The following is a 16,743-nucleotide window of genomic DNA, read 5'->3' on the forward strand; positions in this document are numbered from 1 at the left end:
GTGGGTCCAGTTTGCTTGGACTCATCTCCATTCCGGCAGCCTAGAGCAACTGCGCGCCATAAGGCGACGCTCGCGACTGAAAAAATTGCGCTGTCAAACGTCGTAGTGCGAGCTTTGTCGCGTCTGGCCGCTTGTGTCCCCCCGCGCGGAAGGCCAGTGTCCGAGCCAATCGCGGCGAAGACCGCGTGTGTGCGGGGAGGCGTGATGACAGCGGCGGAGGCGATCGGGATCGACAGGGCAAGACCGACAACACCCGTGAAGCCGAGCTTCATCGCCGCCTTCACCCTGGCCCAGATCGGGGCCTATGTCAGTTTCATGCCCCTTTTCCAGGTGCTGCTTCCGCTGAAGGCCGAGGTCATCGATTCGGCCAACAAGGCCGTGGTGCTGAGCCAGGTCGCCATCCTGGGCTCGATCACCGCCAGCTTCGCCAACCTGCTGGCCGGCGCGATCAGCGACCGCACGACCTCGCGCTTCGGCCGCCGTCGTCCGTGGATGGTGGTCGGCGCCCTGGGCACGGTCGCTTCGTACTTCCTGATCATGATGGCGCGGAACGCGGCCCACCTGATGGCGGGGGTCGTCTGCTTCCAGCTGGCCTTCAACCTGCTGTTCTCGGCCCTGCTGGCGGTGCTGCCCGATCGGGTGCCCGACGCCCAGAAGGGCAGGGTGGCCGCCTTCCTCAGTCTGGGCCATCCGATCGGCGCCATGGCCGGAGCCATCCTGGTGGGCGGCTTGCTGGTCGGCGAGGCCTCGCGCTATTTCGCCATCGGCGTGGTGCTGCTGATCGCCATCGCCCCGTTCGCCCTGGCCCTGAACGACCCGCCGCTGCCGCGCGGCGAGCGGCCGCCGTTCGACTGGCGCGAGTTCCTGGCCGGGTTCTGGATCAATCCGCGGGCCTATCCCGACTTCGCCCTGGCCTGGGTCAGCCGGTTCATGGTGCTGGTCGCGATCACCCTGACCCAGTGCTACATGCTGTTCTACCTGCAGGACGCGCTGCACTATCCCGACCTGTTCCCGGGACGCCGCGCCGAGCAGGGCATGGCCCTGCTGACCACCGTGGCCACCTGCGCCAACGTCGCCTGCGGCATGCTGGGCGGGATGCTGTCCGACCGCCTCAAGCGCCGCAAGCTGTTCGCGGCGGGCGCGGCCCTGGTCCTGTCGGGGGCGATGGTGGTGTTCTCGATGGTGCCCGGCTGGCCGGTGGTGGTGGCGGGCTTCGTGATCTTCGGCTGCGCGGTGGGCTGCTACTACGCCGTCGACATCGCCCTGGTCAGCCAGGTGCTGCCCTCGCAGAAGGACGCCGGCAAGGACCTGGGGGTGATCAACCTGGCCAACACCTTGCCCCAGGCCATGGCCCCGATCCTGGCCATGTGGGTGCTGGGCCCGGCCCACGTGAACTATCACGCCCTCTATCTGGTGGCGGCCGGCCTCGCGGCGGCTGGCGGTCTGGCCATCCTTCCGATACGGGGCGTGCGTTAAGCCGTTTCCGAGGGCCCCATGGCCGACCTGATCCCGATCGACGATCCCGACGACCCGCGCGTGGCGACCTATCGCGACATCAAGGAGCGCGACCTGGTCGGCCGCCAGGGGCTGTTCATCGCCGAGGGCGAGACGGTCCTGCGCGCCTTCGTCCGCGACGCGCCCCGGCGGGTGCGGTCGCTGCTGATCGACGGCAAGCGCGCCGACAAGCTGGCCGAGGTGTTCGCCGGACTGCCCGAGGGCGTTCCCGTCTTCGCCGCCGGCCAGGCCGTGCTGGACGCCATCGCCGGCTTCCACCTGCATCGCGGCGTGCTGGCGGTGGGCGAGAAGCCCGCGCCGCTGTCGGCCGAGACGCTGTTGGCGCGAGCCGGGCCGCGCGCGGTGGTGCTGGTGCTGATGGGCATCGCCAATCACGACAATCTGGGCGGCATCTTCCGCAACGCCGCCGCCTTCGGCGTCGACGGGGTGATCCTGGACGGCGACTGCTGCGACCCGTTCTACCGCAAGGCCATCCGGGTCTCGATCGGGGCCACGCTCAGCGTCCCCACCGCCTGGCTGGCGCCGGGCGAGGACGTGGTCGGCCTGCTGGAGCGCCACGGTTTCCAGGGCCTGGCCCTCAGCCCGGCCGCCGGCGAGACCCTGGCGCGGCTGGAGCCACCGGCGCGGGCGGCGGTGCTGCTGGGGGCGGAAGGGCCGGGCCTGTCGCGGTCGGTGATGGACCGTGTGCGGACCGTCGGCATCCCGATGGCGAACGGCTTCGACTCCCTGAACGTGGCCACCACCAGCGGGATCGTGTTGCACCACCTGAAGTTCGTGCGTTCGTAGGGCTCTCAAACGCCCGTCATCCTCGGACTTGTTCCGAGGACCCCTCTGTCCGCCTGTTTGCCGCTCTTGATTGATCCGCGGCCTCACCGCTCCATGGATCGACCTTCTTCGCGGTTGAACGAGGGATCCTCGGAACAAGTCCGAGGATGACGGTTTGGGGGAATGACACCGGTGACTTGCCCGGATCGCAACCCCGCCCTAGGGTCCTCCCGCGTCGCTTAGGGAGGTCGCATTGTTCAATCGCCGGGGAACCCTGGCCACCTTGACGGGCGGCCTGCTGACATCGTTGCTGGCCAGCGCCGCCGCGGCCCAGACCAAGCCCGCGAAGGCCCCGATGGACCCCACCGAAGTCCTGCCCCTTTGGCCCGGCGATCCGCCCGGCTCGGCCGGCGTCACCGCCGTCGAGACGCTGATCGACCGCACCGTCGCCGGCGGCCTGCGCGACCGCGCCGTCACCCACACCCGCAAGCCGACCCTGACCGTGTTCCGCCCGGCCAAGCCGAACGGCGCGGCGGTGGTGCTGATGCCCGGCGGCGGCTACGAGCGCGTGGTCACCGACAAGGAGGGCTTCGAGACCGCCCGCTGGCTGGCCGATCACGGCTACACCTGCTTCGTCCTGCTGTACCGCCTGCCCGGCGACGGCTGGGGCGCGGGTCCTGACGCGCCGCTGCAGGACGCCCAGCGCGGCCTGCGCCTGGCCCGCTCGAAGGCCAAGGCCCTGGGCTTCGACCCCGCCCGCGTGGCGATCATGGGCTTCTCGGCCGGCGGGCACCTGGCCGCCAGCCTGACCGTGCGCTTCGAGGCCAAGGTCTATGATCGCGCCGACGCCGTCGACGACCTGTCGGCCCGTCCGGACCTGTCCTGCCTGATGTATCCGGTGGTCTCGATGGCCGACGGCCCGGTCCACGCCGGTTCGCGCAAGCAGCTGCTGGGCGCCTCGCCCAGCCCGGAGCAGATCACGGCCTATTCGCCCGACCAGACCGTGACCGGCCGCGAGCCGCCGGTGATCCTGGTCCACGCCGCCGACGACAAGACCGTGCCGGTGGCCAACACGATCATGATGTTCACCGCCCTGCGCGCCAAGGCGATCCCGGCCGAGATGCACGTCTTCGAGGAAGGCGGCCACGGCTTTGGCCTGCGCTCGATCGCCGGCAAGACGGTGGCGGCCTGGCCGGACCTGTTCGTGGCCTTCGCCAAGCGTCACGGAATCTAGGCTTTCCGTGCCCATGGTGTTCGCCGGGACCGTGGATAGGGGGCTTTGTCCATGATGATGCTTGTCGCGCTGCTGGCCGTCTCGACGGGCTCGACCACGGCGGTCGACGACCTTCGGGCCCACCTGCCCAAGCCGACCTTCCCGTCCTACACCCAACACGCCGACTCCGACCGCCTGGGTGTCAGTCTCGCCGAGACCCGCCTGAAGCTGTGGGGCGGCTTCGGCGGCGAGAGGGTCGAGATGAAGTCCCTGGCCATGGTCTGGACGCTGGGGCGGACCAAGGTCTACAGCCGCAAGGGCGACTATCGCGCCCTGACCCAGCGCCATCTCTACGCGGATCGCGACGGCGACGGCCTGGTCGACGCCGGGGCGCTGTACAATCCCAGGACCGGCGTCGTTTCGGCCGACTGGAACTGCGACGGCAAGGGCGACCAGATCCTGGCCGCCTTCCAGCCCAAGGACTAGCAGCTTCCGCCGTTGGCCTCGCGCCAGCGCTTGCGCTCCTCCTCCAGCGCCCGCTGCCATTTCGCCCGCAGCACGCCGGGCCGCTGGCCGTGGCGTTCGTCCAGGAACTCGGCGTGCTCGACCCGGTCGGTGCGGAAGTTGCGGAAGTCGTTGCGCAGCTCGCACCAGGCGATCAGCAGGCGGACGGTCTCCAGATAGCCCACCGTCACCGGCCAGACGACGCGCTGGCTGACCGCGCCCTTCTCGTCGCGATAGTCCAGGCGGATCTTGCGGCCGGCGTGGATCCAGGCCCGGGTCTGGGCGATGTCGATCCCGTCGGGCAGGGCCTTCCAGGCGCGCGAGGCCTCGGTGGCCGGCTGCAGGACGTAAGGGCGCAACTGTTCGGGGACGGCGGCGGCGATCTTGGCGATCAGGTCGTTGGCGGCCGTGGCCAGGACGGGATCGCCGCGTCCGGCGACCCACTGGGCCCCCAGCACGGCGGCCTCGATCTCGTCGGGTGTCAGCATCAGGGGCGGCATGTCGTATCCGGCCTCCAGCACGTAGCCGACGCCCGCCTCGCCGCGGATGGGCGCCCTCTGGCCGATCAGGGCGGCGATATCGCGATAAACGCTGCGTTTGGAGGTCTCCAGCTCGGACGCCATGGCGTCGGCCGTCACCGGCTGGCGGCTGCGGCGGAGGATCTGGATGATCTGGAAAAGGCGTTCGGCGCGTCTCATGGCTTCACTGTGCTCGACCGATGCTGACAGCATGCTGGCAGCAGGATGGCGGTAGCGTCCGATTGTCGCAATACGGCGGCTTCCAGAGGCGGCTCGGAAGCCCGCCCAAGCGGCTCGCTCAACAGGGAGAGACCACCATGATCACGCTCTACTGCGCCGGACCCGCCTACGGCCTGCCCGAGGGCAGCCCCTATGTCACCAAGACCGAGATCCACCTGAAGATGGCGGGCCTCTGGTACGAGAAGGTCCCGGCCCATCCCGAGACCTCGCCCAAGGGCCAGCTGCCGTGGATCGACGACGACGGGATCAAGGTCGCCGACTCCACCTTCATCCGCGCCTATATCGAGCGCAGCTACGGCGTCGACCTGGACGCGGGCCTGACCAAGGCCCAGCGCGGCCAGGCCTGGGCGATCGAGCGGATGGTCGAGAACCACCTGGGCTGGGCCAGCTGCTATTTCCGGTTCTTCGACGACGACAATTTCGCCAAGGGTCCGGCGCGCTGGTTCGACGGCATGCCCGGCGAGGCGCGGGCCGACGCCATCGACGGGCTGCTGGACACGGTGCAGACCACCCTGAAGTCCGTCGGCATGGGCCGCCATTCGCCCGACGAGATCGTGGAGCTGGGCGCCTGGTCGCTGAACGCCCTGTCGGAGATGCTGGGCAACAAGTCGTTCATGATGGGCCACCGGCCCACCAGCGTCGACGCCATCGTCTTCGCCATCCTGGCCCAGATCCTGACGCCGTTCTTCGACTCGCCGCTGCGCCGCCGGGCCGAGGCCCTGCCCAACCTGGTGGCCTTCGCCGAGCGGATGATGGCGGGCTACTACCCCGACTTCGCGCCGGAAGTGCGGGCGGCGGCGTGAGAAGGCTCCCTCTCCCATGGGGAGAGGGCGGGGCCCGCGCCGAAGGCGTGGGAGGGTGAGGGGGTACGACGTTCGACGGCGTGCCGGCAAAGCGACTGAGAGAAAGCGGTGAGGGTGTAACCCCTCACCCTCCCAAGCTGCGCTTGGGTCCCTCCCTCTCCCTCTGGGAGAGGGCGCCCCTCAGCGGTCCTGCACGTTGCCGGAATGGCTGGTGTTCTGGCGCAGGTTGCCGTGGCGGCCCTGCTCCTGAAGGTTCACGTCGGCGTTGCCGGGATCGGGCGACTGCAGGTCGTCGTGACCGCTCTGGCCTTCGATCTGCGGTTTCTGGCCCTTGAAGGCCCGTTGCTCGGGCGGGATGGGCGGGGCTTTGGACATCGGGTTCCTCCATGTCTCGCCCTTTGTGAACCGATGCGCGGCCGGTGAAGTTCCTCCGGTCACGGTTCGGACGCCCTTGGAAAAATGGGGCGCGGAGACGGGCGGAAACGGCGGTTGGCCATCGCCGGAATCGGCGTTGCGATGCTATCTAAGGGCGTGATCGGGATAGGACGCCCCCTTGTCGGATTCAGCCGCCCCCCAAGTCTCCGCCGCGGCGGATCGCGCCAGCCAGACCCTGCATCGGGCCCTGGACATCCTGGAAGCCGTGGCCGAGGGCGCCCATAGCCTCAAGGCCTTCGAGGAGCGGGTCGGCCTGACCCGCAGCACCACCCATCGCCTGGCCTCGGCCCTGGTCGATCGCGGCCTGCTGTCGGCGGTCGGGCGCGACTATCGGCTGGGCGGCCGGCTGGTCCAGCTGGGCCACCAGGCCAGCGAGCGGCTGGGGGTGGCCGAGGTGGCGCGGCCGGTGCTGGCGGCCCTGGCGGCCGACACCCAGGACGCGGCCAACCTGGGGACGCCGTCCGGCGACGACGTGCTCTATGTCGCCCAGGTCCCCGGCCGGCGCCGGCTGGAGATTCGGCACCGGGTGGGCGACCGCAACCGCATCCGCGACACGGCCCTGGGCCGCGCCCTGCTGATCGACGCCTCGCCGCAGCGTTGGGCGGCCCTGTTCGCCGACGCGCCGGACGCGCCGCAAGCGGCGGCCTTCCAGCGCGACATGGAGGCCGCCCGACAGACCGGCCACGCGCTGCACCTGGAGGACGGGGGCGACAGCATCCGCTGCATCGCCGCCCCGATCCGCGACGCCAGCGGCGCGATCGTCGCCGCCATCAGCCTGTCCAGCGTCCCGCAGTACATGGACGAGGCGCGGATGGCCGAGCTGGTCCCCCAGGTGGTCGCGGCCGCCCTGGAGATCGGCATGGCCCTGGGGTTCAACCCGTCGCGCCTGGCCCCCTAGCCGCCCAGGCGGTTGCCGTAGCCGATGATCACCGTGGCGCCGACCAGCAGGGCCACGCCGGTCCAGACCATGGCCTTGACCCCTGGACGGGCGTCCTTCCATTCGCGGAAGGCGAAGCCCCACAGCGTGCCGAAGATGATGATCGAGGCCATGTGCAGGGTCCAGCTGGAGAAGCCGAACCGGCCCATCTGGCTCTCGCCCATCGTGTAGAAGAAGAACTGGAAGTACCAGGCCGTGCCCGCCACCGCGCACAGCAGGTAGTTGGCCGCCAACGGCGAGCGCTTCAGCGCGGCGACCTCGGGCTTGTCGGCCGCCTCGGCGGGGCTGACCGCGCCCAGCCACTGGCCGGCGCTGCGGTTCTTGAAGATCAGCCAGGCGCACCAGACGCCGTTGGTGATCAGGCCGCCGAACATCACCAGGCACAGGGTGGGCAGGCCGGTCCACAGCGGGCCGGTGCCGGCCGCCGCGGTCAGGGCCTTGATCGGCTCGCCGGCCGACAGGCCGAAGGCGAAGCAGGCCGACATGATCCCCGAGAACACCGCCACGGCGATGCCCTTGCGGAAGTCGAACTCGGCGACGGCGGCCTTCTTCTGCTCGGGCGACAGGGCGGCGTCCTTCTTGGCCCCGGCCCAGGCGACCACGACGATGCCGGCCAGGGTGACCAGCAGGCCCAGCAGGATGATCCGCCCCGACAGCGTACCCATCAGGGTCTCGCCGAACTGGCCCCGGACGAGCGGTGGGACCAGGGTGCCGAACACCGTGCACAGGCCCAGCACCACGGCCATGCCCAGCGACAGGCCGAGATACCGCATGGTCAGGCCGTAGGTCAGGCCGCCGAAGCCCCACAGCACGCCGAACATCACGCACAGCCCGACGATCTTCGGCGGGACCTGGGCCATCACGCCCAGCAGGTCGTGGGTCTGGAGGGCGGCGAACAGCCAGGGGGCCAGCAGCCAGCTGAAGATCCCGCCGGTCAGCCAGAAGATCTCCCACGACCAGCGGCGCACGCCGCGATAGGGGACGTAGAAGCTGGCGGACGACAGCCCGCCCAACCAGTGAAACAGCACGCCGAGCAGCGGGTTGGGTGTCATGGCGTCGTCCCCTCCGGTGAGATCTAAAGTCTCACATTATGGAATAATATCTTATAGTTTGGAGTTTGAGCGTCAACCCGCCGCGACGGGCCGGGCCCAGTCGGGTCGTTGGTCGAGTTTGTAGGCGCGTTTGGGCAGGGTGTAGGTGAGGTCGACGATGAGCTCGGCGGCCTCGACCTCGTCCATGCGGTGCTCGGCGACCATGCGGGCCAGGAACGCGCTGTCGACGCGGCGGGCCACGTCGTGGCGGGCGGGGATGGACAGGAACGCGCGGGTGTCGTCGTTGAAGCCGACGGTGTTGTAGAAGCCGGCGGTCTCGGTGACCTGCTCGCGGAACCGCATCATGCCCTCGGGGCTGTCGTGGAACCACCAGGACGGGCCCAGCTTCAGCACCGGATAGTGCCCGGCCAGCGGAGCCAGCTCCCGGCTGTAGACCGTCTCGTCCAGGGTGAAGAGGATGATCGACAGGCGCGGGTCGTTGCCGAACTTGGTCAGCAGCGGCTTGAGCGCCTCGACATATTCGGTGCGCATGGGGATGTCGGCGCCCTTGTCGCGACCGTGCGAGGCCAGCAGGCCGACATTGTGGTTGCGGTGCGAGCCGGGGTGGATCTGCATCACCAGGCCGTCGTCCAGGCTCATGCGGGCCATCTCGGTCAGCATCTGGGCGCGGAACAGCTCGGCCTTGGCCGGCGTGACATCGCCCTTCAGCAGGCTCTGGAACAGGGCCTCGGCCTCGACGGCCGACAGGTCGGCGGTGGCGGCGGTCGGGTGGCCGTGGTCCGAAGACGTGGCCCCGGCGGCGATGAAGGCCTGACGCCGCACGCGGTGGCCCTCCAGATAGCCCTTCCAGGTCGTGACGTCCTGGCCCGAGACCTCGGCGAAGCGCTCGAACGAGCGGCCGAAGCGCTCATCCTCGAAGTCGATGACCGCGTCGGGGCGATAGGCGGTGACCACGTGGCCGCCCCAGCCGCTCTCGCGGATGGCCTTGTGGTGCTCGAGCCGATCCTGCGGGCCCTCGGTGGTGGCCAGGGTCTCGATATTGAAGCGGTCGAAGAGGGCCCGGGGCCGGAACGCCTCGGTGGCCAGGGCTTCGTTGATGGTGTCGAAATAGAGGTCGGAGGTCTCCGCGCTCAGGAACACCTTGAACCCAAACACCTGGCTGAACACGTGGTTGAGCCACAGCCACGACGGCGTGCCACGGAAGAGGTGGAAGTTCTGGGCCAGCAGCCGCCAGGCCTCGCGCGGGTCGGTGCTGGGCACGCCGGCCTTGGAGCGCACCTTCAGCGCGTCCAGCGAGACGCCCTGGCTGTAGAGCATGCGGAAGAGATAGTGGTCCGGCGCCAGCAACAGATCGGTGGCGTCCTCGAACGGGGCGTTGGTCGCGAACCAGGCCGGATCGGTGTGGCCGTGCGGGCTGATGATCGGCAGGGCCTTGACCTGGCCGTACAGCGCCCGGGCGATCCCCCGCGTGCGCTCGTCGGCCGGGAACAGGCGGTCGTCGTGAAAAACCAGAGGCCGGGTCATGGAACTGCACCTGGAAAAAGGGCGGCCGACGCCGGGACGCCGGCCGCAGGGGGAGGACGAAAGGGGGTCTAGGGCAGGGGCGTCAGCCCCTCCGCGCGGACGGTCCAGCCGGACCGGGGGAAGCCGGGGGCTGGCCCCTTGGAGCCGTCCCAGCCGGCGGCCATCATGCCGACGGCCAGAAGCAGCGAACCGTTGGACGGGAAATAGGTCTCGGCCGCGCGGCGATAGCCCGGACCGTCGGGACCGACCCCACCGGGCGCGCCGGGCGTGAAGGCGATGGCGTGCTCGTCGGCGTGAACGCGCGGCGTCATGCCGGTGACGCCCCACTGGTTGTTCTTCAGGTCCTTGAACAGCCAGTCGACCGCGTCCTCCGGCTGGCCCAGACGGGCGGCGGTCATGGCCACCATCGGGAAGTCCCAGCCCCAGGTCTGGCGCAGGTCCCAGTGGTCTTCGGTGGCCTTGAGCGTCCGGCGCATGGTCTGCGGATCGATCCGGTCGCCGCCGATCAGGCCGTAGGCCATCAGGAACGAGGGGTGGTCGCGGTTCTCGCACGCGCCCGTCGCGTGGCCGTCGCAGGCGGGCGAGGCGGCCCGGGTCCAGAGGTCGGGCGAGCTTTCGGTCGCCAGGTAGAGGCCGTCGCGCTGGGGGGCTTTCGACATCTTGTCGATCACGTCGTCCCAGCGCGCCTCGCGCGGCAGGCCCCGGCGCACCCGCCAGGTCTGGGCGATCTGCAGGCCGCGCCGGAAGTACTCGACCTCGAAGGTCGGGTTCACGGTGGTCAGGGGATCGTAGTTCTCCTGCACCGGGATGATCGGCGGGCCCAGCACGTAGCGCCCCGCGGCGGCGTCCCAGCGCGGCCAGGCGGCCAGCAGGCGGGCGGTCTGGTCGACCAGTTCGCCGTAGCGGGCCAGGATCGCCGGGTCGGGATGGGCCCGGAAGGCCAACTCGGCCATCAGGATCGGGTGCGGCTGCTGCCACATGATGAAGGGCGAGATCGAGCTGGGGCTGTTGCGACCCTCGGGCCCGGCCATCTTCGGCCACCAGGCGCCCTCGATCCCGTGCCGCCGGGCCTCGGCCCGGGCCTTGGGCAGGTCGGCCAGGTACCAGGCCAGGCCGCGCTCCAGCTCGGCGGGGCGGCCCCAGGGGGCGAACCAAGCCGAATGCCAGGGATGCATTTCCAGGTGGAACTTGCCGTTCCAGCTGTTGGAGAACAGACCCTCCTCCTGGGGCGGCGTGTCGCCCGCGCCGTTCAGGGCCGACAGGTATTGCGACAGCACCACCCGGCGCTCCAGCTCGGCGGCGCGGGGATCGGTGCTGCCGGTGAAGTCGACGACCCCGCCCTGGGTCCAGTAGTCGCGCCAGCGGGCGGTGACGGCGTCGCGGGCCTGGGCGTAGGCGAGGGGCGGCGGCGCCTTCGCGGTCCGGCTGAAGCCGACCATCACCACCAGCCGGTCGCCGGCCCCCGGGCGCACCGTGAAGGCATGCGGGCCGCTGGCCGCGATCGTCGCCCCGGGAGCGTCGATGCTGGACCCGTAGACCGTGCCGTCCAGACGTCGCGACAGGACCAGGCGGCCCGGCGCGCGGCCGGTGACGGTGGTCGTGTGGCGCTCGGGATGGGTCCAGTCCGACGGGTCGGGATTGAGGTTCGACGACACGCCGGGATAGCGCACCGAAACGCCCAGCCGGCCGGCCGCCACCAGGGGCGAGACGATCTCGACCAGGACCACGTCGCGGTCGGGCTGGACTCTCGTCTCCACGCGCACCGGCTGGCCGTCATAGACGAAGGTGCTGGTCAGGACGCCGGTCCACAGGTCCAGGGTCTGGCGGGTCTGGGACAGGTCGGCGAAGGCGGCGGGGCGGCCCTGGGCGTCGCGCAGGCCCAGGGCGACGCGGCCCAGCGAGAAGTGGTGCGGGTTCTCGCGCAGCCAGGCGTCGGCCGGATCGGGTTTCTCCAGCCCGCCCTTCATCCAGGCGTAGGGCTGCTTGCCGCGCCCCGGGACGTCCACCGGGGTCAGGCCGTCGGCCTCGGTGTAGCCCTTGGGGTTGGGGAAGCTGTGCCAGGACCACTGGGCCATGGTCAGCAGCGGGGCCAGGGGCGAGTACTGCTCGGGGAAGGTCTGCAGGCCGGTGATGTCGGCGGTGAAGCCCAGCCGGCCGTTGCCGACCATCATCGGCGCGTGCGGATCGACGGCGGTCAGGCTGGGGTCGTGGCGCGAGACCAGGGCGTGGCGGTCGATCGGCTGGGCGAGGGCGGGACCCGCGACGGCCAGGGCGAGGCCAATGGCAAGCGGGGCGGCCAGCGAAGCAAGGCGGATCACGGCGTCACCGCCTTGACCGTCACCCAATCGAAGTCGGCGACGCCCGGCTTCGCCTGGCCCGGGTCGCTGTAGGTGAACAGGGCCGGCCGCGCGCCTTTCCACCAGCTGAAGCGCAGCGGGGCGGGGCCGCCCAAGGCGACGAAGGTCTTGCCGCCGTCCAGGCTGTAGCTGTAGCGCGCGGTCTGGTCGGCGACCTCGACCCGCAGGTCCAGGACCTTGGCGGCCAGGGCGGGACCGGAACCTTCGACGCCCGCCGACGAGAAGGCCACGCGCGCGGCGCCGTCCTTCCGGACCACGCCGATCCAGCTGATCCCCTGGCCGAACATCGCCAGGCCCGCGCGCTGGCCGTCGACCAGGCCGCCGGCGTCGAGGCGCGCGGTGATCACCGAATGCTCGGCCTGCAGCACCTGGGTCAGGGTGTTGCGGGCCGAGACCAGGTTCGGCGCCGGGGCCGAGGTCAGGCGCAGGAAGCCGGGGCGCTTCGTCAGGCTCCAGCGGCGGTCGTCGGGATTGTGGTTCCACTCCCACTGCGGCCCCAGCCGGGGCGCGGCGAAGGTGTCGGAGGTCTGGGGCTGGACCGGCGGGAAGCGCCCCCCGACATCGGGCATGGCGTGCTCGGCCACCGGCTGGCCGGCGGTCTCGTCGGGCCCGGCCCCCGGGATCGGCTCGCCCATGACCGGCCAGTCGTCCTTCCAGGACACCGGCTGCAGGTGGACGATGCGGCCATAGGCGCCGGCGCTGTTGAAGTGGACGAACCAGCCCTGGCCGGACGGGGTCTCGACCCAGCCGCCCTGGTGCGGGCCCTTCCAGGCGGTCCGGCCCGGCGCCAGCACCGCGCGGTGCTCGTAGGGACCCCAGATGTTCCGCGAGCGGAGCACCGCCTGCGGGCCGGTCTCGACCCCGCCGATCGGCGCGAAGATGTAGTACCAGCCGTTGCGCTTGTAGAGCTTGGGTCCCTCCAGCACGGGCAGGGTCTTGGGGTCCTCGACGATGACCTTGCCGGCGTCGAGCACCGACTTGCCGTCAGGCGCCATGCGATGCAGCACCAGCGGCCCGGCCCCGACCTTGCCGTGGATCAGATAGGCCTGGCCGTCGTCGTCCCAGAAGGGGCAGGGATCTTCCAGGCCCGCCTGGGCGATCACCGCGACCGGCGCGCTCCACGGCCCCTCGGGCCGCTTGGCGGTGGAGACGAAGATCCCCTCGTTGGGCGTGGGGAAGTAGACGTAGAACAGCCCGTCGTGATGGCGGATCGACGGGGCCCAGACGCCGCCGGCGTAGCGCTGGCCCACCGTCCGCTGGTCGCGCGGCATCCGCGCGCCCGTGTCGTCGGTGGGGACGGGACCGGGCAGGTCGTATTCCGGCGCGAAGATCAGCTTCGGCAGCACGTGGCCCAGGATCGTCCAGTGGACCAGGTCCCGGGACTCCAGCACCGGCAGGCCCGGCGAGAAATGGAAGGTCGAGGCGACCATGTAGTAGCGGTCGCCGACCCGGATCACGTCCGGGTCCGAATAGTCGGCGTGCAGGATCGGGTTGCGGTAGGTCGCCGCCGGCTGCGCGGCCAAGACGGGCGCGGCGGCCATCGCCAGCGCCAGGGCCGAAAGTCCCGCCAGTCCAAGCTGCTTCACGCGCATCGCACAGGTCCCATCACGACGATCAGAGGGCGGTCGGGCGCGCGCAGGGCGGGGAAGGACCGCCGAACGGACGCGCGCCCGGGTCAGGAGGAAGCGTCGAGCGGTCCGGGGTGATCAGGCCCGGTCCCGCTCGAACAGAAACACACGTCTCCTCCGGACGTCTCTAGAACTTCAGCTTGCCGCCCAGGAAGAAGGTGGTTCCCAGGACGTCGTAGGTGGCCGCGTAGGTGTTGGCCGACGGCGACGAGCTGCCCAGGACCGGCGGGTCCCGGTCGGCGATGTTGTTGACGCCGCCGTACACCTGGACGTTCTCGACGATGTCGTAGGTGAACGAGGCGTCGAAGTAGTTCTGGGCCGGCAGCTTGGGGTTGGTCAGGGTGTCCAGGCTCGGAACGGTCCCGCCCGCGCGCTTGGGCAGGATGTACTTGTCGGTCATGACCTCGCCGACATAGCGGTGGCGCAGGTTCAGGGTCAGCGGGCCGGTGCGCCAGATCACCTGCGTGCCGCCCTTCCATTCGGGGATCGGCTGGCCGCAGGTCGGACCGTAGGCGCCCACGCAGTAGTTCTTGATGTTCGGGAAGGCCTGGACGGGGGTCGAGGTGAACTCGTCCAGCCAGGTCCACTGGGTGGAGATCTCGAACCGGCTGTCCTGGCTGAGGCCCGGGATGCCGAAGTCGGCGCTGAACCGGTAGTTGGCCACGAAGTCGACGCCGGCGGTCTTCAGGCCGCCGGTGTTGGCGTTGGTGATCGTCGCGTAATAGGGCGGGGCGATCTCGCCGGTGACCGGGTTGCGCTTGATCGCCTGGCAGAACTCGCTCGAGGCGTTCTGGACGATGTTGTAGCAGAGGTTGAGGGTGTTGTTCAGGCCGCCGCCCAAGGCCGAGATCGCGCCGTCCAGGTTGATGTTGAAGTAGTCGATGCTGACGGCCAGGCCGGGCAGGGCGCGTGGGGTGATGACGGCGCCGAACGTGTAGGTGTCCGACTTCTCGATGCCGACGTTCGGATTGCCGCCCTGCAGGTTGCCGATGATCGTGTTGGACTGCACGCCGGGCGTGAAGACCGCCGCGGCCGGGACGCCGGTGGCCACGCAGACGGCGCGGACGGCGGCGGTCTGCTGGGCGACGGGGGCGCGGCTCGAGCACGGGTCGGTGGCCGCGTCGAAGCTCTGGGCCAGGCCGCCGTACAGCTCGCCGACGTTCGGGGCGCGGATGGCGTGCTGGAACTGGCCGCGGAAGTTGACGTCGGACGTCACCTGCCAGGCGCCGCCGACCGAGTAGGTCCAGACCCCGCCGACGCCCTTCAGGTTATAGTCGGAGTAGCGGAAGGCGCCGTTGGCGCTGAGGTTCTTGACGAACGGCAGGTCGGCCAGGATCGGCACGCGGGCCTCGCCGTAGACTTCCTTGACGATCGTGCTGCCGCCGGTCGGCAGGCCGGGGTTGAAGCCGACCACGTCGCCCGAGCGCAGGAACTCGTCGGGGGTGTAGCGGGCCGAGTTGTAGCGCCACTCGAAGCCGGTGGAGAAGTCGACCGGGCCGGCCGGCAGGCTGAAGGCCTCGCCCGACAGGTTGGCCGCCGCGACCTGCTGCTCGGCCTCGGTGATGTTGGTGGCCGCGATCGAGATCGCCTGGACCCCGGCCGTCGAGATGTTGGCCCCGAAGATGTTCAGCACCGGCGGGGCGCCGCCCACCGACAGCAGGTTGGCCTGGAAGCGGCTGCGCGAGGCGTTGCCCTCCTGGTGGTCGGTCTCGGAGGTGCGGGCGTAGGTGTAGTAGGCGTCGTAGCTGAGGTTGCGCAGGAAGCTGTCCGAGACGCTGCCCAGGTCGCCGCGCAGGCCGGTCGCGAAGCGCCAGACGTTGCGCTCGGCGTTGTTGCGGCGCAGGCCGATCTCCTTGAGGCGGCGGCCGACATTGATCACCGCCAGGCCGTCGCCGGCCACGGTGGTGCGGGTGGCGGTGCCGGTGGTCACCGTCGTGGTCCCCACCTCCTTCAGGTCCATCTGCCGGAGCACCTCCTGCATCTGGGGCGAGAGATAGGGGTTGTTGGTGTTGAACAGGAACGGGCCGTTGATGTTGGTCGGCGCCAGCTGCATGTCGACGACGTTGTTGCTGAAGTGGCCCTCCACGTAGCCCGTCATCCGGCTGTTGAAGTCGTAGTGGCTGAAGGCGTTCAGCATCCAGCGCTTCTGCGGGATGATCAGGTAGTTGTCGGGACCCAGGTTGAAGTCGTCCTGCGGGGTCAGGGCGGGGCGGGCCGTCGTGCCGGCGGTGTCGAAGGTGAAGCCGCGCGAGCCCATGCCGCTCAGGCCGGCGGCGATCAGGGCCGCGTCCAGGCCCGGGGTCGAGCCCGCGCCGCCGACGGTCGGCACGCCGGTGAAGCGGCCGTTGGGGATGTCGCCGCTGCCGCCGGCGATCAGGCCCATGCGGCCGCCGGCCTGGGCGCAGGTCTGGCCGGCCGGGATGGCCAGCGGCACGCCGGCCTTGCTCTTGCTGAACGAGCCGGCGGTGACGCAGCCGTCCGACAGGGAGTCATAGGTCCAGTGCCCGCGCATGCCGCGCGAGATGGCGCCGCGATCCAGGTAGTTGACCGAGACCACGGCGTTGCCGCGGCCCTCGGCGAAGTTGCCGCCCACCGTCAGGTCGAGGTTGTAGGTCGGGGTGGTGGTGTGGCTGTCCCAGCTGGTCTGGCCGTTGAGTTCGACCCCTTCGAAATCCTCGCGCATGATGAAGTTGACGACGCCGGTGATGGCGTCCGAGCCGTAGACCGCCGACGAGCCGCCGGTCACCACCTCGGTCTGCTTGATCAGCGAGACGGGGATCGTGTTGATGTCGGTGGTCTGGTCGGCGCCGGCGATGGCGAAGCGCCGGCCGTTGACCAGCACCAGGTTCCGCTGCGCCCCGAAGCCGCGCAGGTTCAGCGTGGCGGTGCCGCCGGGCACGGTGTTGGCGGTCTGGCCGTTGTTCTGCGAGCCCACGAACTGCGGGTTGGTGCCCAGCAGCTGTTCGGCGTTCACAGTGCCGGACAGCTTGAACTCCTCGGCCCCCACGACCGACACCGGCGTCGGTGCGCTGAAGCCCCGCGAGGCCAGGCGCGAGCCGGTGACCACCACGGTCTCGACCGTCGATGCGTCGTCGTTGGCGGTCGCCGGCGGCGTGGCCTGGGCTTGTGCCAGCGCTGGCACAAGCAGCAGAGCCGCGGCCAGGACGGCGGGCGAAGCCGCGCCGAAGTAGTGCTTGTTCATTGTCGTTCCCTCCTGAGGCGGCTCTTGGGGCCGCTCGTTGCGCATAAGGT

General features: G+C 70.2%; 13 protein-coding genes. 6 read left to right on the top strand and 7 right to left on the bottom strand.

Annotated features, from left to right (window positions below; translation table 11 throughout):
• The first annotated feature begins 204 nt into the window (after positions 1–204).
• The 4 genes from BR39_RS0119455 to BR39_RS0119470 all read left to right on the top strand — a co-directional run bounded on the left by BR39_RS0119455 (position 205) and on the right by BR39_RS0119470 (position 3,979).
• A complete protein-coding gene (locus BR39_RS0119455) occupies positions 205–1,476 on the top strand; it encodes an MFS transporter (RefSeq protein ID WP_029915283.1) in 1,272 nt (423 codons plus the stop codon).
• Between the two features lie 18 nt (positions 1,477–1,494).
• Positions 1,495–2,301 (top strand): RNA methyltransferase, encoded by an 807-nt coding sequence (locus tag BR39_RS0119460; protein ID WP_029915285.1) that lies wholly within the window; start codon positions 1,495–1,497, stop codon positions 2,299–2,301.
• Between the two features lie 232 nt (positions 2,302–2,533).
• Positions 2,534–3,514: an alpha/beta hydrolase gene (locus BR39_RS0119465; RefSeq protein WP_029915287.1), complete on the top strand. Its 981-nt coding sequence runs from the start codon at positions 2,534–2,536 to the stop codon at positions 3,512–3,514.
• A 51-nt stretch (positions 3,515–3,565) separates the two neighbouring features.
• A complete protein-coding gene (locus BR39_RS0119470; protein ID WP_029915290.1) occupies positions 3,566–3,979 on the top strand; it encodes a hypothetical protein in 414 nt (137 codons plus the stop codon).
• Here the strand turns inward: BR39_RS0119470 and BR39_RS0119475 are convergent.
• Positions 3,976–4,695: a YafY family protein gene (locus tag BR39_RS0119475; protein WP_029915292.1), complete on the bottom strand. Its 720-nt coding sequence runs from the start codon at positions 4,693–4,695 to the stop codon at positions 3,976–3,978. The genes BR39_RS0119470 and BR39_RS0119475 overlap by 4 nt on opposite strands.
• Positions 4,696–4,832: 137 nt before the next feature.
• Between BR39_RS0119475 and BR39_RS0119480 the strand changes: the two genes are divergently transcribed.
• Positions 4,833–5,558 (top strand): glutathione S-transferase family protein, encoded by a 726-nt coding sequence (locus tag BR39_RS0119480; RefSeq protein WP_029915293.1) that lies wholly within the window; start codon positions 4,833–4,835, stop codon positions 5,556–5,558.
• A 180-nt stretch (positions 5,559–5,738) separates the two neighbouring features.
• On the opposite strand, the gene BR39_RS0119485 is transcribed toward BR39_RS0119480, so the two are convergent.
• A complete protein-coding gene (locus BR39_RS0119485) occupies positions 5,739–5,933 on the bottom strand; it encodes a hypothetical protein (protein WP_029915295.1) in 195 nt (64 codons plus the stop codon).
• 178 nt (positions 5,934–6,111) lie between these two features.
• On the opposite strand from BR39_RS0119485, the gene BR39_RS0119490 reads away from it, so the two are divergent.
• The gene (locus tag BR39_RS0119490; protein ID WP_029915297.1) at positions 6,112–6,891 is read left to right on the top strand and encodes an IclR family transcriptional regulator; all 780 of its coding nucleotides are present in this window, start codon (positions 6,112–6,114) and stop codon (positions 6,889–6,891) included.
• Here the strand turns inward: BR39_RS0119490 and rhaT are convergent.
• The 5 genes from rhaT to BR39_RS0119515 all read right to left on the bottom strand — a co-directional run bounded on the left by rhaT (position 6,888) and on the right by BR39_RS0119515 (position 16,693).
• Positions 6,888–7,982 carry an L-rhamnose/proton symporter RhaT gene (gene rhaT, locus BR39_RS0119495; protein ID WP_029915299.1) on the bottom strand — a complete coding sequence of 365 codons (1,095 nt, stop codon included), beginning with the start codon at positions 7,980–7,982 and terminating at the stop codon, positions 6,888–6,890. The genes BR39_RS0119490 and rhaT overlap by 4 nt on opposite strands.
• A gap of 72 nt (positions 7,983–8,054) precedes the next feature.
• On the bottom strand, positions 8,055–9,506 hold the full coding sequence (gene uxaC, locus BR39_RS0119500) for a glucuronate isomerase (RefSeq protein ID WP_029915301.1): 1,452 nt from the start codon (positions 9,504–9,506) through the stop codon (positions 8,055–8,057).
• A 68-nt stretch (positions 9,507–9,574) separates the two neighbouring features.
• Positions 9,575–11,824 (bottom strand): hypothetical protein, encoded by a 2,250-nt coding sequence (locus tag BR39_RS0119505; protein ID WP_231499518.1) that lies wholly within the window; start codon positions 11,822–11,824, stop codon positions 9,575–9,577.
• The gene (locus BR39_RS0119510; protein WP_051695929.1) at positions 11,821–13,455 is read right to left on the bottom strand and encodes a glycoside hydrolase 43 family protein; all 1,635 of its coding nucleotides are present in this window, start codon (positions 13,453–13,455) and stop codon (positions 11,821–11,823) included. Before BR39_RS0119510 ends, BR39_RS0119505 begins: the two co-directional genes overlap by 4 nt.
• Before the next feature lie 163 nt (positions 13,456–13,618).
• Positions 13,619–16,693, bottom strand: a complete 3,075-nt coding sequence (locus tag BR39_RS0119515) for a TonB-dependent receptor domain-containing protein (RefSeq protein ID WP_029915308.1) — start codon at positions 16,691–16,693, stop codon at positions 13,619–13,621.
• Positions 16,694–16,743: the final 50 nt, after the last annotated feature.

It is taken from the genome of Caulobacter sp. UNC358MFTsu5.1, from assembly GCF_000712075.1.
Taxonomy (GTDB): Bacteria; Pseudomonadota; Alphaproteobacteria; order Caulobacterales; family Caulobacteraceae; genus Caulobacter.